The following is a 20160-nucleotide window of genomic DNA, read 5'->3' on the forward strand; positions in this document are numbered from 1 at the left end:
ATGTCCATCACAATATTGCTGCGCCGTTCTCTGGTTTTTCTGTGCATCATGACGGCCCTCACCTGCGTCTATACCGGCGCGCTCACCCTGGCGGGCAAGGCGCTGTTTCCCTTTCAGGCCGAAGGCAGTATCATTACCGCCAAGGGCAGGCAGTACAGCACATTGCTAGGGCAGCCCTTCACAGCCGCCAACCACCTGTGGGGGCGCCCCGTGAGTGCAGACACCGCCACCTATACCGACAACGGCAGGCCACTGCTCTACGCCGGGCCAAGCAACAAAAGCCCTGCCACAGCCGCATACGCTACAACGTTGCGGGAGCGCGCGGCACGCATCCGGCTGGCGCATCCGGAAAAATCCGGCCAGCCCATTCCAGTGGATCTGCTGACGGAATCAGGCAGCGGGCTTGATCCGCATATTTCGACAGCCGCCGCAGAATTTCAGGTGGAGCGGCTGGCCCGCGCCACAGGTTTTACGGCTGCGGAAGTGCGCCGCACCATCGCCATGTATACGCAAGGGCGCACCCTGGGGCTGCTGGGCGAGGCGCGGGTCAACGTGCTTGAAGTCAATCTGGCGCTGGAAGGCCTGCTGCCCAACGGGCACGGGGTTTCAGGGGCCTCGGACGCGGCTCCCCGCTGAATGCCGCGCGGCATACGAACCTGAGAACAACCATGACAGACAGCTACAAACGCCCATCCCCCGATGCCCTGCTTGCCCAGTTGCAACAGGCGGCTCCGGGCGGCAAGCCCCTTGCTGGCGAGGCGGGTGCGCCGTCACGCCCATCGCCCAGAGGCTTGCTCAAAATATTTTTTGGCTATGCGGCTGGCGTGGGCAAGACATATTCCATGCTGCGAGCGGCCCACGCCGCTCAGGAGCAGGGGCACAGCATTGTTGTGGGCTATGTGGAGCCACACCCAAGGCCGGAAACAGCGGCCCTGCTGCCAGGTCTTGAGGCCGTGCCGCCCCTGCGGATCGAGCACAGGGGCATCACGCTCAACGAACTTGATGTGGATGCCGTGCTGGCCCGCAAGCCGGAAATCGCCCTTGTGGACGAGCTTGCCCACTCCAACACGCAGGGCTGCCGCAACCTCAAGCGCTTTCAGGATGTGGAGGAGCTGCTTCAGGCGGGCATATCCGTATGGACCACGGTTAACGTGCAGCATCTGGAAAGCCTCAACGATGTGGTTGCCGCCATGACCGGAGTAGTGGTGCGCGAGCGCATACCCGACAGCGTGTTTGACGGGGCCGATCAGGTGGAACTGGTTGATCTGGAGCCAGACGAGCTTGTATCCCGCCTGCGCGAAGGCAAGATATACGCCGAGGCTCAGGCGCAGCGGGCGCTGGGGCACTTTTTTCTGCCCGCGAATCTCATCGCTTTGCGGGAGATTGCCCTGCGCCGCATGGCCGACCGCGTCAACCGGCGGGCATCCGCCACTGCCGGAGGGCAGGAAACAGGGCGGCAGATCAAGGAGCACATTCTCATCTGCCTTTCAGGCGCGCCCAGCAATGCAAGGGTTATCCGCACCGCCGCGCGCATGGTGGAGGCCTTTCGGGCTGATTTCACCGCCCTTTTTGTGCAAAACACCGCGCCGCGCCGCAGTGACGCCAAAAGCCGCGACACCCTGCGCGACAACCTGAAGCTGGCGGAAGATCTGGGTGCGGTTATCGTGACCCTGCACGGCGAGGATGTTCCCGCCCAGATAGCGGAATACGCGCGCATGAGCGGGGTGAGCAAGATTGTGGTGGGCCGCTCCCCGGCTGGCGGATGGCTGTTCCGCAAGAGCAAAACGCTGGTGGAACGCCTTGCCGAACTTGCGCCGGAAATGGAAACCTACATCATCCCCGATGCCGTGCCCGTGGGCAGAGCGCCCGGACATACCGGGCCGTTGTTTGCGGCGCTCAGAGCCTTGCGGGGCACAGCCCCCCGCTCCTGGCGGCAATGGTGCGCCACAACTGCGATCATGGCCGTATGCAGCGTCGCAGGTTTGCTCATGTTCTCGCTGGGCATGCCCAATGGCGTCATTGCGGGTCTGTACATGCTGGGAGTGTTGGGCGTTTCCATCCTCACCACCGGGCCATGGTACGGCGTGGCGGCCTCTGTAGCCGGGGTGGGCCTTTTCGATTTTCTGTTTGTTGAGCCTCGTTTCAGCTTTACCGTTTACGATACAGAGTATGTGGGGCTTTTTTGCGCGATGCTGCTGGTTTCCGCCGCCACCAGCGCCATCACGGGGCGGGCTCGCATGCAGGCGCGGCAAAGCGCGGTGCGGGCGCTGCATACGGAGCTGCTGCTGGGCAACAGCCGCCGCCTGCAAAAAGCCAAGGACGAACCAGCCATTCTGCTGGAAACTGCCCGCCAGCTCGGCACCCTGCTGGGGTGTGAAACAACGCTCTATTCCGTGCGACAAGGCCTGCTTGAAACCCGACCCGTTTTTCCCTACCGGGCTGACAAAATGCAGGGGTCGGGCAGCCCACGAGCTGCCTCCCGGCACAGCAAAAGCACGCCAAAGGACGAACTGGGCGTTGCGCAATGGGTTGCCAAGAATAACCGCCCTGCTGGCGCGGGAACAGATTCCCTGCCCGGATCGCGGCACAGCTTTATCCCCATCAGCAGTCAGTCTGCCGTGCTCGCCGTGGCCGAACTGCACGTTCTGCCGGGTCGCACGACTCCGCTTGCCGATGCCAACAGCAAAAACCTTGTTCTGGCCCTGGCAGGGGAATGCGCGCTGGCTCTGGAGAAGGAACGGCTCACGCAGGCCAACGCCAGCATTGCCGTACGTGCACAGCAGGAAAAACTGCGCGCCGATGTGCTGCGCTCCATCTCGCACGATCTGCGCACGCCGCTCACCGGCATCTGCGGCAATGCCGCCATCCTCGCCGGGCAGGGCGGCTCCGGCTCGCCGGAACGCAATGTGGCCCTTGCTTCCGCCATTGAGGAAGAAGCCCGCTACCTTGTGGGCATGGTGGAAAACCTGCTGGCCCTCACCCGTCTTGAGCAGCAGGATTTTACCCTTCGCCTTGAACCGGAACTGCTTGAAGATGTTATTGCCGAAGCCGTGCAGATCACCAGCCGCCGTGCAGCGCACCACGATCTGCGCGCGGAAATGCCCGAAAGCCTGCTCATGGCCCGCATGGACGCACGGCTCATGGTGCAGGTGCTGGTCAACCTGCTGGACAACGCCGTCAAACATACGCCAGAGGGAACAGCCATTCGCATACGCGCGAGGGCTGACGGCCCGTGGGTCAGGCTGGAAGTTGCCGACAATGGCCCTGGAATTTCAAAAGCGGAACAGAGCCGCATTTTTGACATGTTCCACTCCGCAGCCATAAAAAATGGCGATGGCCGCAGAGGCATGGGGCTTGGGCTGGCCTTGTGCCGCAGCATTGTGCAGGCCCACGGCGGAAGCATAGAGGTATTTGACAACACGCCGCATGGCGCGGTTTTTTCCATGACCTTGCCGCGCGAGACGGAAGAGTTCACCCTCCCGGCCTGACAGAAGGAGTATCCATGCCGCTAAATTCGCCAGCAGCGCCCCCCGCTGAGCAGAACGCCAACGGCGTCCCCGAGCGTATTCTTGTGGTGGAAGACGACAAGGTCATCCGCGCGCTTGTGACCACCACGCTTGAGAGCCACGGCATATCCTTTCTGACCGCCGCCACCGGGCGCGAGGCCCTTGCCGAGGCTTCGCGGGCAAATCCCGACGTCATACTGCTTGATCTGGGCCTGCCGGATATGGACGGAGTGGAGATCATCCGGGCGGTGCGCCAGTGGTCCATGCTGCCCATCATTGTGCTGAGCGCCCGAACCGAAGATGACGACAAGGTGGCCGCGCTGGATGCAGGCGCGGACGACTACCTTACCAAACCTTTCAGCGTTGATGAATTGCTGGCCCGGCTGCGTGCCGCCCTGCGGCGCGTTCGTTATGAACGCGGGCACATGGGCCGCAACGAAAGCAGCTTTGAAAATGGCGATCTGCGTATTGATTTTGCCGCAGGCTGCGTGAGCGTTGCCGGGCAACAGGTGCATCTTGCGCCCATGGAATACAAGTTGCTGTGCCTGCTGGCAAACAATGTGGGCAAGGTGCTTACGCACAAAACAATCCTGCAGGCCGTTTGGGGCAGTGCCCTGCCGCAGTCGCTTCCTTCATTGCGCGTGTTCATGGCAACACTGCGCAAAAAACTGGAGGCCGCCTCGCCGCAATGTGATTGCATCCGCACCCATGTGGGCATCGGCTACCGCATGAGCCGATATGAAGGCTGACTCGGGGGCTGCTGTTCCTTTGGCATTGCCCATGCCGTCCTTTTCCCTGTGCAACAGCCGGGCATACAGCTCTGTCTGTTAACACTGCTTTAAGACAAAAGAAGGCCGCGATTTCTCGCGGCCTTCCATATCAAGCGAATTTGGTCGACTTACCAGCGACGGGGGGCGGGCTTTTTGGGCTCAGCCTTGTTGATGCGAAGGGCGCGGCCGTCAAATTCCTTGCCGTCAAGAGCGGCAATGGCGTTGATGGCATCGGCGTCTTCCATTTCCACAAAGCCAAAGCCACGGGCGCGGCCGGTTTCGCGGTCGGAAACGAGCTTCACGGAAAGAACTTCGCCGTAGGGGCTGAACAGGGATTCAACGCCTTCCTGAGTGGCGGACCAGGGCAGATTGCCGACGTAGATAGAAGTAGCCATAAGGACTCCAGAGATTACGGGAGGTAGACTTTCCGCTTGGAGCCTTACCCATGTAAAGCCTCTGCAAAAAAATTTACTATACCCAATCAGTGATTGCCCGAACATAGTTTGGGGCATTTTCAATGTCAATAGATATTATTTTTTTCAAGCAAAAAACTGGGCCTGCCCGCTGGCGGCACCGCATTTCCCTACCTGCTCACAGTGTTTTTTGCCAAACTTCAGCTTTCTCAATTTTGTTTGGCACGAAATGCGGGTATACTATATTTTTTGGATAAGGAATACCCGCTAAAATTCGGTACCGCTATGCCCATACAGCAATCCGATTTTTTCAACGAAGCTTGGCAGGGAGTTTTTGCAGTGTATTGCCTGCCCGCCAACCGACATGCTTCTGCAACAGCAGACTGCCGATAATCCTTAACGCAAAGCTAACGCCCCCCCCGATATGTTTCAACATACATAATGGTAGCGGAAAGGCCGCAACTACGCCGCAACCATTGTCTCCGCAGCCACAGCTGCGTATACGCCGATGCTGCCACATGGGCGTATCCCCTTCCCTCCTCCTGCGCGAAGCGCCCTGATAAACCAGGGCGCTTCCTGCGCATGGCAGTACAAAAGCCCCCAAATAGGCTTTTGTACTGCCAACCTCAACCTTGCTCCACAAAAAAAGCCGACACTCGGGAGAGAGTCGGCCTTTGCCAGATGGCATAGCTGGTTAAATACACTGCGAGCTGCGGTGTGAAATGTGCACGCCCTGGCATGCGCCTTCCCCAGTCTAACTCGGGGTGTATTTGTAAAAGCTGTAACTGCCCGCTCTGCCGTGGCTTTTCTAATTGATCCAGGAACTCAGGGCGTCAACAATCTTGCGGGCCTGATCCGCGCTGGAAATGTTGAATTTGGACTGCTGGCGGTATTCGCCCCCCGCCTTTTTGTAGCGGCGGATAACGTACATGTCCGGGCCAAAACAGTCTTTTTCCGGCTGCCACTGCTGGTAGCGAAAAAGAATGGTAGTCCACGCGCCCTTGCTCAGCACAACCTTGTCCAGTTCGTTAACGATCACTTGACCGTTTTCCTCAAACTGCACTGTGAGATCATCAATTGTTTCGTTCAAAAAAAGCCCCCAAAGTAGGCATAATTAACGTAGTAACGGCAAGCAAAGGCCAAACGTTACCTTCCGGGCCTTGCGGCCATCCGGCACCGACGGGCAACAGCGCTTTTGACAGAAAACTTACCCGGCGTGTTCGACCAGTATCCCTTTGACGTTTTCCGGCAGTTCCGGCTTCTTCAACACCATCTCGGCGGGGCCGGGGCCATAATTTTTGGCCATCTCGCCAGCAGAAGCGGAAAGAGCCATCAGTTCTTCCGCCGTGGTCAGAGAACTGCCGCTTACATACTTTCTCCCAACGATATCCAGCACGAGGTCATTGGGATTGACGGGTTTGACAACACTATTGTCCATATGCGCCTCCCTCACGTTAGGGCATCAGAATAGCTTTTTCCTCCGCCCTCTGCAAGCGTTGCCGCCTGTATGCCTACTGACGCAACAAAACCAGCGTGTAGCGTTCCACCGGGGCAAAATCATCCGTAAGCGCCGGGGTGGCAAAAGGGTCTGCACCCGTGTACCTGCTTGCCAGCATGTCGGCAAGGCGCAAACCGCCTGAAGGAGCATTTTCTGTGCCTGCCGCCGCTAGGGATGGCAGCGCGCCCGCGGTGCTGTCGGGCCGCTGCTCGGGAAAAGCGGCAAGCATAAGGTTTTGCAGTTTGTCGGGTGGTTCGCCGCCAGCGCAATACACCTGCACCTCGGCAAAAGACTGCCGCAACGCGTTGAAAATCCCCTGAAACAGGCGGCCATCCGGCCCTTCCACCGCGGAAATAACGTTCATGAGTACAACCCCGCCAGGAGCCACCGCCCGCCGCAGAGCGGCGGCAGCCTCGCGCGTTCCCATCTGGAAAGGCACTGCGTAGTGCGAGTTAAAAACATCCACAAACACCAGATCATACTGATCGCGCTGACGGTTCAGAAAAGCCCTGGCATCCTCGTGGCGCACACTCAGGCGGGGATCGTCGCGCAGCGAAAACCAGCGCCGGGCTGTTTCCGTCATGGCCGGGTCAAGCTCCACAACTGTCACGCGCGCGGTCTTGGGCTTTGCCAGAGGGGAATTATCAGCCAGCAACCATTTGGGAACAGAATATCCGCCGCCGCCAAGCATGAGCACCCGGCTCGCATGGGGCGTAAAATGCGGCCCCAGCGCGTAAAACTGGGTGTACCGGAAATACAGTTCATTGGGGGCATCAAGATACATGCCCGACTGGCTGTAACCGGGGTCAGTAGCCATAAGGCGCACGGGCCTGCCATTCTGCGCCCAGTCTACGCCTTCAAAAATGCGGATGCTGTTATAGGGGCTTTCCACGAGATGGCTCATGGCCCTGCCATCCTGCCAGCGGCCATAGCTTGCCGCCACCACAGCCATAAGCCCGCATACAGCCAGCAGCACGGCGCGCAACCGTACCCGCCCCCCGCCGTTGCACAGCGAAAGCCCCAGCATGGCCGCAGCCACACCCCACAAGATGCTCGTGCTGCCCAAAAAGGATATGAGAATAAAGCCGCCCAGAAAGGTTCCTACAATACTGCCAGCAGTGGAAAGGGCGTAAAGCCTGCCCACGGTTGCACCTGAGGAATCCACGCTCTCGATGCGCAGGCGCATGGCATAAGGCGTCACCATGCCGAAAAAAAAGGCGGGCAGGGCAAAAATGCACACCGCCGCCAGAACCGCCGCCGCATACAGGTTGCCCACGGCAGCCGTCACCCATTGGCCGATGGCCTCATGGCACAAAGCCGTCAGCCCGCTGCCAAGGCCTGCCCCGGCCAGAGCCAGGGCCAGCCCGCGCCGGGAAAGGGTTCTGTCGGCCAGCCGCCCACCTGCCCATGCACCCACGGCAAGGCAGGCCAGCACCACGCCTATAAGGCTTGTCCACACTACGGCAGATGTTCCCACATGCGGGGCCAATACCCGCGCGCCGACCATTTCAAGCACCATGACCAGCGCGCCGCTCATAAAAACTGTCAGTTCGAGCATACTGCTCCTGTGGCAGGTTGTGCGGCGGATGCAGGATTCAGACCCCGCCGCTGCTTTATTTCGACATGCCAGCCTACTCGCGCCGCTGGCCAAAAAAGTCGTGCAGCAAGGAGGCGCATTCCTCAGAAAGCACGCCGCCCATGTGCCATACCCGGTGATTGGCGCACTGGGCGTCAAAATATTCGGCGCGGGAAACAACCGCCCCGGCCAGGGGGTCGGCTGCGCCGTACACAAGCCCCGCAATGCGCGCATGGATTATGGCGGCGGCGCACATGGCGCAGGGTTCAAGCGTCACCACCAGCACGCACTGGTTGAGCCTGTAGTTGCCAAGCGCAGCCCCGGCGGCCCGTAGCGCCAACACCTCGGCATGGGCGGTGGGATCATTGCCGCCGATGGGCGCATTGCCGCAACAGGCAAGAATGCGCCCATCCGGAGCCACCACCAGCGCGCCTACAGGCACCTCGCCCGCAGCGCCGCTGGCGCGGGCCTTTTCCAGAGCAAGCCGCATCAGCCCCTGCCAGGTATGGCCCGGCGGGGGCGGCGTTAACGGCCCGGCAGGAGAAAAGGTCCGCGCGTCAGAGCTATCCGTATTCATACGGCGACTAAATAATTACCCTGCACAATTGGGCAACCACTTCTTCGGGCGTGTCGCAAACCGTAATGAGTTTGTTGATTTCACCTTCTTTGATGAAGCCCCGCGCAGCCATGGTCTTGCGCATCCATTCCAGCAGGCCGCTCCAGTAGCTTGAATCGTACAGAATAATGGGAAAGGGCCGTGTGCGACCGGTCTGGGCCAGCACAAAGGCCTCGGAAAGCTCATCAATGGTCCCCATACCGCCGGGCATAACCACGTAGGCCATGGCATATTTGACAAACATGAACTTGCGGATGAAAAAGTAGCGGAAATTACAGCGTGTTTTTACATACTGGTTGCAACCCTGTTCATGCGGCAACTGGATGTGCAGGCCAACGGAAACTCCGCCTGCCTTGCACGCGCCCTTGTTGGCGGCTTCCATAATACCGGGGCCGCCGCCGCTGATGATGCCAAATCCAGCTTCTACGAGCAGGCGCGAAATTTTTTCAGCATCTTTATATTCCTGCGAATCCGGCTTGCACCGCGCAGTGCCAAAAAGGGATATGCATTTGACCTTGAGCGCGTTGAGCGTATCAAGCGCCTCCACCATTTCCGCCATGATGCGGAAGGTGCGCCAGGATTCTGTGGTGACGGAAGTGAGATCGTCAATCATGTTCTGTTGCAGTTCAGGCATGAATGCTCCTTGTTCCTCTTGAAGTATGGGGGGAGGCCTGCACGCAAAAGACGCCGTACGGGCCCATAACTTTCAGTATATGTGGGCCTTCGGCCAAAGGCAATGCGGGAACATTGCCGACTGGGCCCTTGCTTGACGCTGGGGCGCGCTTGCGGCTATGGAAAAAAGTCTCCTTGCGTCTTTTCCGCCTTGTATCGCGGTCAGCAAGGGGCTTGCGGCCTCTCAAGCCGCCAACCCTCAGTGGAGGAACAAATGAAAGTACAATTTCTGGGTGCGGCGCAAACCGTGACCGGTTCATGTTATATGGTTGAGGCGGCTGGCAAGCGCTTTTGCATTGATTGCGGCATGCATCAGGGCAACAAGGCCATTGAAGCCCGCAACCGCGAAGCGGAACTCTATCAGCCTACCGCCATTGACTTTATTCTTGTTACCCACGCCCACATTGACCACTCCGGCCTGCTGCCCAAGATGGTCAAGGAGGGCTTTGCCGGTCCCATTTTCTGCACCAAGGCCACCAGCGAACTGCTGGACCTCATGTTGCAGGACAGCGCCCACATCCAGGAAATGGAAGCCCTGTGGGAAGCGCGCAAATACCAGCGGCGCGGGCTTAAAAATCCCCCCACGGCCCTGTACAATGTTGAGGACGCCCAAAAAACGGTTACCCTTTTTCAAACTGTTGATTACCACAAGGTGTTTGAACCTGCTCCGGGCATTCGCGTAACCTACTATGATGCTGGCCATATTCTTGGTTCCGGCTCCTTGCGCCTTGAGGCCGATGAAGACGGCAAAACCACCAGCCTCATATTTTCGGGCGACATTGGCCGCCCGCAGTCGCTCATTGTGCGCAGCCCAGAAACCCCGCCCAAGGCCGACTACGTATTCATGGAATCCACCTACGGCGACCGTGACCACAAGGACGAAAGCCTCAGCGTGGACGAACTGGGCGAAGCCATTGCCTACAGCTACGGCAAGGGCGAGAAGGTAATTATTCCGGCATTTGCCGTGGAGCGCACGCAGGAAGTGCTCTATTGCCTGCACATGCTCGCCAAGCAGAACAAACTGCCGGCGGATATGCCCGTATTTGTGGACAGCCCACTGGCCATCCGCGCCACGGAAGTTTTTGAGCGCAACCGTGAGCTTTTTGACGATGAAGCGCTTAAAATGCTCAACGGCGGCGATGATCCCTTCTCGCTGCCCAACCTGCGCTACACGCTTTCTGCTGCCGAATCGCAGGCCATCAATGACTACAAGGGCCCTGCCATTGTCATTTCGGCCAGCGGCATGTGCAACGCGGGCCGTGTGCGCCACCACCTGCGCCACAATATCTGGAAACCCGGCGCAAGCATTGTTTTTGTGGGTTATCAGGGCGTGGGCACGCCGGGCCGCAAGCTGGTGGAAAAAGCCAAAAAAATCACTTTGTTTGGCGAAGATGTTGAAGTTGCCGCCCGCATTTTCACCATCAACGGTTTTTCCGGCCACGCAGGGCAAAGCCAGCTCCTTGAGTGGCTCAAACCGCTGACCGGCAACGGCGCGCAGGTGGTGCTGACCCACGGCGAAACAAAAGCCCAGAACGTGTTTGCCGAGCTTATTGAGCAAAAATTCGCCAAGCGCCCCCTTATTGCCACCTACCTTGAAGAAATGGTGCTTGAAGGGCCGCAGCTCACCGAAACCGTGCAGCACGAGACCCAGGCCCATCCCCGCGTCAACTGGGTGTTCCTCACGGACGAAGTGGAGCGCAAGTGGGGCATGTTCAAAGACAAGATGGCCGATGTTGAAGACCGCCCGTGGGTGGAACAAACCGAGCTGCAGGAGGCCATGGAAAAGATGGATTACGCCCTCACCCGCCTGCTCTCGCGCATGTAGGCCGTCATGCGGATTATTTCGGGGCGTCTTGGCGGACGCAACCTTAAGACTGTCGAAGGCGAGGGCTACCGCCCCGCCATGGGCAAAACGCGCGAGGCGCTTTTTTCCATGCTCGCCGCGCGCGGTATGGACTGGTACAGCGCAAGGGTGCTCGACCTCTTTGCGGGCAGCGGCAGCCTGGCCTTTGAGGCCATCAGCCGGGGGGCGGAGCACGCCCTGCTGGTAGAGATGGCCCCTCAGGCCGTGCGCTGCCTCAAGGCCAACGTCGCCGCCCTTGGAGTGGAGGATGAGGCCCGCATTGTGAGCGACGATGTGCTGCGTGTGCTCAAAACTCCCCCGGCGGAACCGTATTCGCTTATTTTTATGGATCCGCCCTACCGCAAAAATCTTGCCGACCCGGCGCTCAGGCTGCTGGCCACGCGCCGCTGGCTCGCACCGGGGGCATTTGTAACGGCTGAAATTGAAAAAGACGCACGGGTAAACCTGCCCGCAGAATGGACTCTTGAGGCCGAACGCCTCTTCGGTCAGACACGCATATGCATCTGGACACTGCCATGAGAATAGCACTCTACCCCGGCACTTTCGATCCGCTGACCAACGGGCACCTGAGCCTTATCCGGCGCGGCTGCGAAGTCTTTGACCAAATTGTTGTGGCCGTGGCGGACAACACGCCCAAATTCCCCCTGTTCAGCCATGAAGAAAGGGTGGAAATGGCCCGGGAGGCACTCAAGGATGAACCGCGCGCCGTGGTGGAGCCTTTCTCGGGCCTCACCGTGGAATACGCGGCCCAGCGCGGGGCCTGCGCCCTGCTGCGCGGGTTGCGCGCCGCCTCGGACTTTGAGTACGAATTCCAGCTGGCGCTCATGAACCGCCGCCTGCAACGCCACATCCAGACGGTCTTTTTGATGACCGACTACCAGTGGCTGTTCATCAGCTCCACCATCGTCAAGGCTGCCGCCAGCCACGGCGCGGACATCAAGGGTCTTGTGCCTGAAAACGTACGCGCGGCCCTGATGGATAAATACCACAAGGGCGAAGTGCGTCAGGGTACGCCCTGCCTTGCTCCGCCTTTTGGCGGCTTCCGCGTCAAGTGATCATGATTGAAACGACTTCCGCGCCGCTGCCGGTTATCTGCCTGGCCGGGCCCACCGGCTCGGGCAAAACGGCGGCGGCGCTCGCTCTGGCCGCTGCCCTTGACGGCGAAGTGGTCAACGCTGATTCGCGTCAGGTCTATGCCGATTTCCCCTTGATTACGGCCCAGCCCTCGGCGGAAGAACGCGCCTGCTGTCCGCACCACCTGTACGGTTTTTTGGCTACGGAAAACAAGATCAGCGCTGGCCGTTGGGCGGAAGCAGCCGTGGACAAGGTGCGCGACATCCTTGCACGGGGCAAAACGCCCCTGCTGGTGGGCGGCACCGGGCTGTACTTTCAGGCTTTACTGCGGGGCATGGCGGAAATTCCGCCCGTTGACCCGCAACTCACCGCAGCAATCACCGCCCGTGTGGATGAGCAAGGCGCGCCCGCCCTGCATGCAGAACTGGCGCAAATCGACTCCGCCTATGCCGCCAAAATCCACCCCAATGACCGGCAGCGCATCATCCGCGCGCTGGAAGTCTGTCAAAGCACAGGACGATCCTTTACGTGGTGGCACAGCAATTCCATGAGTACGCCGCTCTGCGTCGGCCCCCTGCTGACGCTGGACGCGCCCCTGGCGTGGCTTGAGCCACGGCTGGCCCGTCGGCTTGACCTCATGCTTGCGGGCGGCGCGCTTGACGAGGCCCGCGCGGCCATGCGCCATTGCGCCGATCCCGCAGCGCCGGGCTGGTCGGGCATCGGTTGCGCCGAAGCGCTGGCGCACCTGCAGGGGCGTCTTTCTCTTGAAGCCTGCCGTTCCCTCTGGCTGCGCAACACGCGGGCCTACGCCAAGCGGCAACTTACGTGGTTTCGCGCCCGTCCCGAGGCCCAATGGCTGCCGCCGGACGATCCCGCCGCAGTTGTGGAGGCCGCCTGCCGCTTTTGGCAGAAGGCGCGCAGCAGCTACAATTCTTAAGTGATGTTTTGCTGTTTCAGACCATTACAAGGGAGTACCCGCCGCTATGCTCATGCCCGCCATTTCCATTGATCCGGAACTCCGCTCGATCTGGCCGGATACGGCCCTTGGCTGTGTTTTCTGGTCCGCCCCGGTTCAGGCCGAGGATCCCAGGCTGTGGCAGTTCTTCAACCAGAATGTACTGCCCGGTTTGCGGCAGCGCCTTGAAAACACGGAACTTGCCGACATGCCGCAGATAGGCCCCTCGCGTCAGGCATTCAAGGCTTTTGGGCGCGATCCGGGCCGGGTACGCATTTCCTCCGAGGCGCTCTACCGCCGCGTGCGGCAGGGCAAGGATCTGTACCGCATAAACTCCGCAGTGGATGCCAACAACCTGGTTTCTCTTGAAACGGGCTTTTCGCTTGGCACGTACGATCTTGCCCGCCTGAGCGGCAACATTGTGCTGCGCGCGGGGCGAAAAGGCGAAGCCTATGCGGGCATTGGCAAGGACGAGCTCGACCTCTGCCGCATGCCCCTTCTGGCGGATGATCAGGGCGCGTTCGGCTGCCCTTGCAGTGATTCCCGCCGGGCCATGATTGCCGAGGACGGGCCGGACACGTCTTCGCCCCGGCGGCTGCTCACGGTTATTTACGGCTTTTCCGGCACCGGGTACGTCTCTGATGCGCTGAACATTGCGCAGAAACATCTTGAAGTGTTTGCGGGCGCACAGATATTCGCCTCTTCTGTGCTCTGCTGAACGCCCTTATTCGGCCAAAATCACACGATACGCATGTTTTTCGCAAACATTCTGTGTTTTCCGTAGGTTGCGTGAACAATCAATAAAGCGCTCTTTTTAGCGAAAAATATCCCAAGCGCCCTGTTCCCAAGGCATAAGAAGCAATTACAACAACGGCCCCTCCTTGACGTGTCTTGCAGGCTGGGATACCGTTTCAATATCTGCGTGTTCGCCCCCGTAGGGATCGGGGGTACGGAGGAACCCGCTGCAATGTATGCGGCGGGCGTTGGGGTAATGTCTGATTGCAAAAGGACAAGCACATGAGGAACGGCACATCACTGCTTTTGCTGGCGGCTCTGGCCCTGGCGGGCGCGGCGTGTCTGACGGCGCTCGGAGCTGGATCGGCCACGGCCGCAGCTTTGGAGCCGACAGACAGCGGCGCGCCGTCGGCCATTGTCATGTTTCCGGTAAGCGCCAAGCCCAATCCCAAGGGCGCGGCCATGAAACCCGCTGTTTTCAATCATCTCGCTCATGAGAAAAAGATTGCCAACTGCGAAACATGCCACCACACCGGCGATCCTGTGGCCTGTAGCACCTGCCACACTACGGAAGGCAAGGCGGAAGGCAATTTCGTGACGCTTGACCGCGCCATGCATGCCACCAATATCGCCAAACGCGCCAAGGGCAACACCCCTGTGAGCTGCGTGAGCTGTCATGAACAGCAAACCAAAGAACGGCGCGAATGCGCGGGCTGCCACGCCATTGTGACGCCCAAGCGCGACCAGGCATGGTGCGCCACCTGCCACAATGTTACGTCTTCCATGACGCCGGAGCAGATGCAGCAGGGCATCAAGGGCAAGCTGCCCCCCGACCAGAACGAAGCCCTGGCCGCTGAAACCGTGCTGAACCACAAGCCCGTGCAGCCCCTTACCGCCATGCAGGGTCCCTACAAGGTGAGCATTGATGCGCTGGCCGACAAGTACGAGCCCAGCAACTTCACGCACCGCCGCCATATGGCCTCCCTTATGGAACGCATCAAGGGCGACAAGCTGGCCGAAGCTTTCCACAACAAGCCCGAGACTCTGTGCGCCACGTGCCACCACAGAAGCCCGCTTTCGGCTACGCCTCCCAAGTGCGGCAGTTGTCACACCAAGGAAATCGACCCCGCCAATCCCAACCGTCCCAACCTCAAGGCTGCCTATCACCTCCAGTGCATGGGTTGCCACCAGGGTATGAACGTGGGTCGTCCTAAGAACACCGACTGCACCACTTGTCATAAGGCCCGCCCGTAGGGCGCCAACTGCACGGAGAAACGCATATGAATCGCAGAAAATTCCTGGCCATCATGGGAAGCGCGGGCGTGATTTCGGCATTGGGCACTGCCAAGGTGGCCAATGCCGGGGTACACACCTTCCCCTACTATGCAGACAGCTACGGCGTGCTGCATGACACCACGCGCTGCATCGGTTGCCGCCGTTGCGAAGAAGCCTGCAACGCGGTGAACCACCTGCCCAAGCCCAAAAAACCCTTCACCGACCTTTCGGTGACTGCCACCAAGCGCCGCACTTCGGCCTATGAGTGGACAGTGGTTAACAAGTACAACGTCAACGGCAAGGACGTGTTCCGCAAGTTGCAGTGCTTCCACTGCAACGACCCGGCCTGCGCCTCTGCCTGTTTTGCCAAATGCTTCCAGAAGCAGCCTGACGGCAGCGTGACCTACGAAGGTTCGCAGTGCGTGGGCTGCCGGTACTGCATGGTTGCCTGTCCCTTCTATGTGCCGGGCTTCCAGTACGATGAGGCGTTCGATCCCCTGGTGCAGAAGTGCACCTTCTGCGAACCCCGCCTCAAGGAAGGCAAGCTGCCCGGTTGCGTGGAAGCCTGCCCCATGGACGCCCTGACCTTTGGCCGCCGCAGCGACCTGATCAGGATTGCCCGCTCGCGCATCACTGAAAATCCCGGCAAGTACGTAAACTACGTTTACGGCGAACACGATGCCGGCGGTACCGCATGGATGGTGCTTTCCCCTGCCGTGGCTGCTCCTGCCGCCGCCAAGGACGCCAAAGCCCATGATGCCCACGCCGACACCAGCGAACTCAAGCAGCTTGGGCTCGACAAGCACCTGGGTACACAGCCCATGGGCGAGTTGACCTACGGCGCTCTGGGTACCGTGCCCATGATCGTGGCCTTCTGGCCTGTGCTGTTTGGCGGTGCTTACGCCATGACCAAACGCCGCGAAGCTCTCTTCAAGGCGGAAAAGGACGCACACGTTAAGGAGACCAAGGACGATCTGGCCGCTGCCGTTGACGCAGCCGTGCGCAAGATTGAGGAAACCCAGGGTCCGGGCGCTGCCGACACAGCCCGCCGCGCAATGACCGATGCCTTGAAGGCTCGGGAAGCGGAGTGCTGCAAGGAGCACGGGGAGGATAAGTAAATGGCACACCACAGCATAGTTATTCCCACCAGGGACAAGCTGTTCAATATCAGCGAATTCCTGACGCCCACCCCCGGCAACATCATTTCCGCCATCATTCTGGCGGTGGGCCTTGTCATCACCGTTATCCGCTTTACCGTGGGCATCGGTTCCGTCACCAACCTCAGCGATGTGCAGCCCTGGGGCATGTGGATCGGCTTTGACCTTCTGTGCGGCGTGTGCCTTGCAGCGGGCGGCTACTTTACCACTGTCGCCTGCTACATCATGGGCATGAAGCACTTCCACTCGGCGGTGCGTCCGGCCATCACCACAGCCTTTTTGGGCTACGCCTTCGTGGTTATCGCCCTGCTGTACGATCTGGGCCATCCACTGCGTCTGCCCTTCATGTTCTTCTTCCCCGGCACCACCTCCGTTCTGTTTGAAGTGGGCCTGTGCGTGGCAACCTACGTTTCCGTGCTGCTCATCGAATTCTCGGTGGCCCCGCTGGAATGGATGTCCTGCCGCTACCCCTGGCTCATCAAGGTTCGCAAGATCGTGGTCAAGTGCACCATTCCGCTGACCATCTTCGGCGTGACCCTGTCCACCCTGCACCAGTCCTCGCTGGGTTCGCTCTACCTGATCTCCCCCGGCAAGGTCTTCCCCCTGTGGTACTCGCCCTTCATGCCCATGTTCTTCTTTGTGAGTTCCATGGCCGCTGGCGCGTCCATGGTTATCTTTGAAGGCATGCTGGCCCACCGTGGCGTGCACCACTACATGGACAAAACCCACCTGCGCGAAGCTGACGACGTGACCTTCAGCTTTGCCCGCGCGGCTTCGTTCATTCTCTTCGCCTACTTCATGCTCAAGCTTATCGACATGCTTGTGCAGGCCAACTTCCCCTACCTCTTCACGGGTTATGGGGTCTGGTGGCTGGTGGAAATGCTGGGCTTTGTGCTGATGCCCGCCCTGATCTACGCCAAGGGCGCGCGTGACCGCAATCTGACCCTGTGCCGCATTGGCGCGACCAACACGGTGCTGGGCATCGTGCTGAACCGCTTCAACGTTTCCATGATCGCCTTCAACTACAACTTGCCGTCGGCGGAACGCTACTTCCCCAGCATCTGGGAAATCTGCATCTCCATGTTTGTGGTGACCATGATCGTCACGGTCTACCGCTTTATCGTTTACAACATGCCGGTGCTGTACGAACACCCAGACTTCAAGGGCGAGCACTAAGCCGCGCGTAGGAGGAGAATCCCATGGAATTCAATACTTTCTATCAGTATTTTCTCTTCACGAAGAGCTGGGCTTATGTGATGATGTTTGTGGTACTGCCCGTTTACGTGCTGTACTGGAACTTCGTCCTGTTCCCCGACAAGAAAGAACGTAACAACAACTCCAAGCACTAGCCTGCTCGGGGTACGGAATCACAAGGGCGGAGCCGCAAGGTTCCGCCCTTGTTTTTTGCTCTGCGGGGTGTGTTAGCCGCAGGCCAGAAAAATCATACACATTATATTAATTGATAATTTCACACCTAAAACGAAGTTTTGCTTTTGTGCTTGCACATACGCAGCCCACCTGTTAAGGTGAACTGATACAAATTTGGCAATTGTTGCGGCAAGCTTTCCGTATAAAGGAAAGCTGTCCTTTTTTCTGCATCCATACATTTTTTTTGATCAGGACAATACAATGCGTTTCTGCGTTTCTTTTGCAAAAAACATTTCCTGCGAAGTGACAAAGCTTCGCAGCTTTTTTGCAACCTGATAACGCCCGCATAACTACGATTCACAAAAAAGAGGGCGTACCGGTTACGCCCTCTTTTTTTATGCAACGTGCGCTGCTTTGCGCAGCACACTGGAGGAAAACATGCAAGAATATCCAAATATTACAATCACAACCAAGGATGCCGCGAGACTGGAAACCCTGCTGGAAACCCTGTCCGCCGACGGATTCCCCGGGCGCAAGGCGCTGGAAGAAGAGCTCTACCGCGCAAACGTTGTGGCCCCCGAAGAAGTGCCGCCCTCAGTGGTGACCATGAACTCCACCGTGCGTTTCGCCATGCTGCCCTCTGGCACCGAGCGCCGCCTGAAGCTTGTGTACCCCGGCAAATCAGACGCCAGCGAGGATTCCATTTCCATTCTGGCGCCTGTGGGCAGCGCGCTGCTGGGGCTTGCCGAGGGCGATGACATCCACTGGCCCAACCCCAACGGCGGAACCCTGCACCTTGTGGTGCATGAAGTGGAAGACCAGCCGGAACGTGCCGGGCACTACGACTTGTAAGCTCATTCCAACATCCGCTGCCGATCTCATCGGGAACGGAAGAACCATATTCCCCACCTATGCGAGGAGGTATCATGGTGGACGTGATCGCCAAGGCGACTAACGAACTGAATCCGACAGACATACTGTTTCAGACTCCCTACTGGGCTCAGGTCAAATCGCATATGGGCATGGCCCCCCTGGCTTTTGACATTCACTCTACAGAAACCTGGGGCGACGTGCTGGTGCTGATAAAAGACCATTGCGGGCACAAGATGGCTCTTGTGCCGCAGGGGCCAGAGTATGCGCCTTCAGAGGATTCATACGGGCAGTATCTGGAAGACCTTTCCGTTGCCCTGGCAGACCGGCTTGAGCCGGATGTGGCCTTTATCCGTTACGACCTGCCGTGGAAGTCACTGTATGCGGACGAAATGCAGGAGCAGGGCTGGTGCGCCTTTCCCGAAGCGCGCATACGCGAAATGCGCATGAACATGGGCACCAGATTCTGGAACTTCAAGAAAGCCTCCGCAGATATGACCGTGGCAAGCTCGCTGGTGGTGGATCTTGGCGGCAGCGAAGACGACATCCTTGGCAGAATGAAACCCAAAACCCGCTACAATATCGGTCTGGCCCGACGCAAGGGCGTGACGGTGGAAAAAGCGGACAGCAGCAACCTTGCTGATTTTTATGGCCTGTACGAACAGACGGCCAGAAGAAACGGCTTTGCCCCTTGCAGCAGCAAGCAGTTCTCGGCCATGTTCCGCTGCAATTTCGGTGCAAAGGATGAAGCAGATATTGTATTTTTGCTGGCCCGGCATGGGGGAGATATCCTTTCCGGCGCCATAATCGGCATTTCAGGGCAACACGCCAACTTTCTGTACGGGGCATCGGGCAATATCAAGCGCAACTATATGGCATCCAGCCTCATGCACTGGACAGGTATGCGCATTGCGCGGCAACTGGGCTGCCGCAGTTACGAAATGGGCGCTGTTTCGCCCACGCCTGACGCCACGCACCCCTTCAACGGTTTGCACCGCTTCAAGGTCGGCTTTGGCGGCCGCATTGAACTGCGGAGCGGCTCGTGGGACTATCCCCTGAATCAGGGGGCATACCGCGCCATACAGAATGCCGAGGCCATGTACAGAGAACTTGGAGCATGAAGGGAACGGTGCCGTGCCTCACGGCCATAAGGCCCACGCCATGCACTGACGGCATTGGCAGGGGCAGCGCAACGGGCAATAGCAATAGGTGCTGAACAGCTCCGAATTGTTCTGTCCGTTGCCTCCTTTGCCGCCACCTGGTCAAGGCACCTTGCGTGAAGCTTGCCGCGCTGATAAGCTGAAAATCTGCGGAACAGTCGCGGCCTTGCAGCCGGGCATTCAGTGATTATCTGCCTTCCAAGAGGTACCAAATATGTGTCTTGCCATACCAGCCAGAATTGAAGAACTTCAGGGAGAGGGCATGGCCCGCGTGCGCGTGGGCGAAAGCTCCACCTTTCTCACCGCCTCCATCATGCTGCTGCCCGAAGAACCCAAGGTCGGCGATTATGTGATTGTACACGCCGGTTTTGCCCTGCACACCATGACGCCGCAAGAAGCTGAAGACAGCCTCTCGGCCCTGCGCGAGCTGGCCCAGGCAATGGATGGCGCTCCGGCAAACTTCTGACGCCCGTTCCGCATGATTGTGCGGTAATTGCGGCGGAACACGTTGAAAATCCCGGGCGTTTCACTCCTGCGCGCAACGCGTCTGAAACGCCCTTTTTGTTGGTGCTCCAAGATTAAGGGCCAGCCTTTTTGTCCATGAAAAGGCGCTTTATGTGAGGCGGGTTGCCATGCAGATGCACACCATCA

The 20160-nt window shown here is 59.1% G+C and carries 21 protein-coding genes; 15 read left to right on the top strand and 6 right to left on the bottom strand.

Annotated elements, in window-relative coordinates; genetic code table 11:
* The 3 genes from NE637_RS12220 to NE637_RS12230 are packed head-to-tail and all read left to right on the top strand — an operon-like array spanning window position 1 to window position 4255.
* Entirely contained in the window at window positions 1-636 is a 636-nt protein-coding gene (locus NE637_RS12220; protein WP_227118544.1) for a potassium-transporting ATPase subunit C, read from the top strand.
* 32 nt (window positions 637-668) lie between these two features.
* Window positions 669-3488, top strand: coding sequence for an ATP-binding protein (locus tag NE637_RS12225; RefSeq protein WP_256267746.1), 2820 nt, complete (start codon window positions 669-671; stop codon window positions 3486-3488).
* A 14-nt stretch (window positions 3489-3502) separates the two neighbouring features.
* Window positions 3503-4255 carry a response regulator gene (locus tag NE637_RS12230; protein WP_192112411.1) on the top strand — a complete coding sequence of 251 codons (753 nt, stop codon included), beginning with the start codon at window positions 3503-3505 and terminating at the stop codon, window positions 4253-4255.
* A 149-nt stretch (window positions 4256-4404) separates the two neighbouring features.
* Here NE637_RS12230 and rbp read toward each other — a convergent pair whose 3' ends face one another.
* The 6 genes from rbp to NE637_RS12260 all read right to left on the bottom strand — a co-directional run bounded on the left by rbp (window position 4405) and on the right by NE637_RS12260 (window position 9013).
* Entirely contained in the window at window positions 4405-4671 is a 267-nt protein-coding gene (gene rbp, locus NE637_RS12235; RefSeq protein WP_192112410.1) for an RNA-binding regulator, read from the bottom strand.
* An 826-nt stretch (window positions 4672-5497) separates the two neighbouring features.
* The gene (locus tag NE637_RS12240; protein ID WP_027180673.1) at window positions 5498-5779 is read right to left on the bottom strand and encodes a hypothetical protein; all 282 of its coding nucleotides are present in this window, start codon (window positions 5777-5779) and stop codon (window positions 5498-5500) included.
* A 117-nt stretch (window positions 5780-5896) separates the two neighbouring features.
* Complete coding sequence (locus tag NE637_RS12245; RefSeq protein WP_192112409.1) at window positions 5897-6127, bottom strand: hypothetical protein; 231 nt, start codon at window positions 6125-6127, stop codon at window positions 5897-5899.
* Window positions 6128-6200: 73 nt separating this feature from the next.
* The gene (locus tag NE637_RS12250; protein ID WP_227118542.1) at window positions 6201-7745 is read right to left on the bottom strand and encodes a fused MFS/spermidine synthase; all 1545 of its coding nucleotides are present in this window, start codon (window positions 7743-7745) and stop codon (window positions 6201-6203) included.
* Between the two features lie 73 nt (window positions 7746-7818).
* Window positions 7819-8253 (bottom strand): tRNA adenosine(34) deaminase TadA, encoded by a 435-nt coding sequence (gene tadA / locus NE637_RS12255; protein WP_192112546.1) that lies wholly within the window; start codon window positions 8251-8253, stop codon window positions 7819-7821.
* Window positions 8254-8347: 94 nt separating this feature from the next.
* Complete coding sequence (locus NE637_RS12260) at window positions 8348-9013, bottom strand: LOG family protein (RefSeq protein ID WP_192112407.1); 666 nt, start codon at window positions 9011-9013, stop codon at window positions 8348-8350.
* Between the two features lie 252 nt (window positions 9014-9265).
* Between NE637_RS12260 and NE637_RS12265 the strand changes: the two genes are divergently transcribed.
* The 12 genes from NE637_RS12265 to NE637_RS12320 all read left to right on the top strand — a co-directional run bounded on the left by NE637_RS12265 (window position 9266) and on the right by NE637_RS12320 (window position 19975).
* The gene (locus tag NE637_RS12265; RefSeq protein ID WP_192112406.1) at window positions 9266-10876 is read left to right on the top strand and encodes an MBL fold metallo-hydrolase RNA specificity domain-containing protein; all 1611 of its coding nucleotides are present in this window, start codon (window positions 9266-9268) and stop codon (window positions 10874-10876) included.
* Between the two features lie 6 nt (window positions 10877-10882).
* Complete coding sequence (rsmD, locus tag NE637_RS12270; RefSeq protein ID WP_192112405.1) at window positions 10883-11434, top strand: 16S rRNA (guanine(966)-N(2))-methyltransferase RsmD; 552 nt, start codon at window positions 10883-10885, stop codon at window positions 11432-11434.
* On the top strand, window positions 11413-11970 hold the full coding sequence (coaD, locus tag NE637_RS12275; RefSeq protein WP_371740836.1) for a pantetheine-phosphate adenylyltransferase: 558 nt from the start codon (window positions 11413-11415) through the stop codon (window positions 11968-11970). The genes rsmD and coaD overlap by 22 nt, the downstream gene beginning before the upstream one ends.
* A 2-nt stretch (window positions 11971-11972) precedes the next feature.
* The gene (miaA, locus tag NE637_RS12280) at window positions 11973-12926 is read left to right on the top strand and encodes a tRNA (adenosine(37)-N6)-dimethylallyltransferase MiaA (RefSeq protein ID WP_227118541.1); all 954 of its coding nucleotides are present in this window, start codon (window positions 11973-11975) and stop codon (window positions 12924-12926) included.
* A 46-nt stretch (window positions 12927-12972) separates the two neighbouring features.
* On the top strand, window positions 12973-13662 hold the full coding sequence (locus tag NE637_RS12285) for a B3/B4 domain-containing protein (RefSeq protein ID WP_192112402.1): 690 nt from the start codon (window positions 12973-12975) through the stop codon (window positions 13660-13662).
* 299 nt (window positions 13663-13961) lie between these two features.
* On the top strand, window positions 13962-14933 hold the full coding sequence (locus NE637_RS12290) for a nine-heme cytochrome c (RefSeq protein ID WP_209818767.1): 972 nt from the start codon (window positions 13962-13964) through the stop codon (window positions 14931-14933).
* Between the two features lie 26 nt (window positions 14934-14959).
* The gene (hmcB, locus tag NE637_RS12295) at window positions 14960-16072 is read left to right on the top strand and encodes a sulfate respiration complex iron-sulfur protein HmcB (protein ID WP_215647247.1); all 1113 of its coding nucleotides are present in this window, start codon (window positions 14960-14962) and stop codon (window positions 16070-16072) included.
* Window positions 16073-17287 carry a sulfate respiration complex protein HmcC gene (gene hmcC / locus NE637_RS12300; protein ID WP_215647246.1) on the top strand — a complete coding sequence of 405 codons (1215 nt, stop codon included), beginning with the start codon at window positions 16073-16075 and terminating at the stop codon, window positions 17285-17287. It abuts the gene before it with no gap.
* A gap of 23 nt (window positions 17288-17310) precedes the next feature.
* Window positions 17311-17460, top strand: a complete 150-nt coding sequence (hmcD, locus tag NE637_RS12305; RefSeq protein ID WP_192112398.1) for a sulfate respiration complex protein HmcD — start codon at window positions 17311-17313, stop codon at window positions 17458-17460.
* Between the two features lie 457 nt (window positions 17461-17917).
* On the top strand, window positions 17918-18331 hold the full coding sequence (gene rnk / locus NE637_RS12310; protein ID WP_215647245.1) for a nucleoside diphosphate kinase regulator: 414 nt from the start codon (window positions 17918-17920) through the stop codon (window positions 18329-18331).
* 74 nt (window positions 18332-18405) lie between these two features.
* Window positions 18406-19470 (top strand): lipid II:glycine glycyltransferase FemX, encoded by a 1065-nt coding sequence (locus NE637_RS12315; RefSeq protein ID WP_192112396.1) that lies wholly within the window; start codon window positions 18406-18408, stop codon window positions 19468-19470.
* 253 nt (window positions 19471-19723) lie between these two features.
* Window positions 19724-19975, top strand: a complete 252-nt coding sequence (locus NE637_RS12320) for a HypC/HybG/HupF family hydrogenase formation chaperone (RefSeq protein WP_022657919.1) — start codon at window positions 19724-19726, stop codon at window positions 19973-19975.
* The last annotated feature ends 185 nt before the right edge of the window (window positions 19976-20160 follow it).

It is taken from the genome of Desulfovibrio desulfuricans (assembly GCF_024460775.1).
GTDB classification, from domain to species: Bacteria; Desulfobacterota; Desulfovibrionia; order Desulfovibrionales; family Desulfovibrionaceae; genus Desulfovibrio; species Desulfovibrio desulfuricans_E.

What these genes read in the sequence shown, in the direction of transcription:
- NE637_RS12220 (WP_227118544.1), top strand. Translation starts at nt 1, where the DNA reads ATGTCCATCACAATATTGCTGCGCCGTTCTCTGGTTTTTCTGTGCATC.
- NE637_RS12225 (WP_256267746.1), top strand. Translation starts at nt 669, where the DNA reads ATGACAGACAGCTACAAACGCCCATCCCCCGATGCCCTGCTTGCCCAG.
- NE637_RS12230 (WP_192112411.1), top strand. Translation starts at nt 3,503, where the DNA reads ATGCCGCTAAATTCGCCAGCAGCGCCCCCCGCTGAGCAGAACGCCAAC.
- rbp (WP_192112410.1), bottom strand. Translation starts at nt 4,671, where the DNA reads ATGGCTACTTCTATCTACGTCGGCAATCTGCCCTGGTCCGCCACTCAG.
- NE637_RS12245 (WP_192112409.1), bottom strand. Translation starts at nt 6,127, where the DNA reads ATGGACAATAGTGTTGTCAAACCCGTCAATCCCAATGACCTCGTGCTG.
- NE637_RS12250 (WP_227118542.1), bottom strand. Translation starts at nt 7,745, where the DNA reads ATGCTCGAACTGACAGTTTTTATGAGCGGCGCGCTGGTCATGGTGCTT.
- tadA (WP_192112546.1), bottom strand. Translation starts at nt 8,253, where the DNA reads ATGCGGCTTGCTCTGGAAAAGGCCCGCGCCAGCGGCGCTGCGGGCGAG.
- NE637_RS12260 (WP_192112407.1), bottom strand. Translation starts at nt 9,013, where the DNA reads ATGCCTGAACTGCAACAGAACATGATTGACGATCTCACTTCCGTCACC.
- NE637_RS12265 (WP_192112406.1), top strand. Translation starts at nt 9,266, where the DNA reads ATGAAAGTACAATTTCTGGGTGCGGCGCAAACCGTGACCGGTTCATGT.
- rsmD (WP_192112405.1), top strand. Translation starts at nt 10,883, where the DNA reads ATGCGGATTATTTCGGGGCGTCTTGGCGGACGCAACCTTAAGACTGTC.
- coaD (WP_371740836.1), top strand. Translation starts at nt 11,413, where the DNA reads ATGCATCTGGACACTGCCATGAGAATAGCACTCTACCCCGGCACTTTC.
- miaA (WP_227118541.1), top strand. Translation starts at nt 11,973, where the DNA reads ATGATTGAAACGACTTCCGCGCCGCTGCCGGTTATCTGCCTGGCCGGG.
- NE637_RS12285 (WP_192112402.1), top strand. Translation starts at nt 12,973, where the DNA reads ATGCTCATGCCCGCCATTTCCATTGATCCGGAACTCCGCTCGATCTGG.
- NE637_RS12290 (WP_209818767.1), top strand. Translation starts at nt 13,962, where the DNA reads ATGAGGAACGGCACATCACTGCTTTTGCTGGCGGCTCTGGCCCTGGCG.
- hmcB (WP_215647247.1), top strand. Translation starts at nt 14,960, where the DNA reads ATGAATCGCAGAAAATTCCTGGCCATCATGGGAAGCGCGGGCGTGATT.
- hmcC (WP_215647246.1), top strand. Translation starts at nt 16,073, where the DNA reads ATGGCACACCACAGCATAGTTATTCCCACCAGGGACAAGCTGTTCAAT.
- hmcD (WP_192112398.1), top strand. Translation starts at nt 17,311, where the DNA reads ATGGAATTCAATACTTTCTATCAGTATTTTCTCTTCACGAAGAGCTGG.
- rnk (WP_215647245.1), top strand. Translation starts at nt 17,918, where the DNA reads ATGCAAGAATATCCAAATATTACAATCACAACCAAGGATGCCGCGAGA.
- NE637_RS12315 (WP_192112396.1), top strand. Translation starts at nt 18,406, where the DNA reads ATGGTGGACGTGATCGCCAAGGCGACTAACGAACTGAATCCGACAGAC.
- NE637_RS12320 (WP_022657919.1), top strand. Translation starts at nt 19,724, where the DNA reads ATGTGTCTTGCCATACCAGCCAGAATTGAAGAACTTCAGGGAGAGGGC.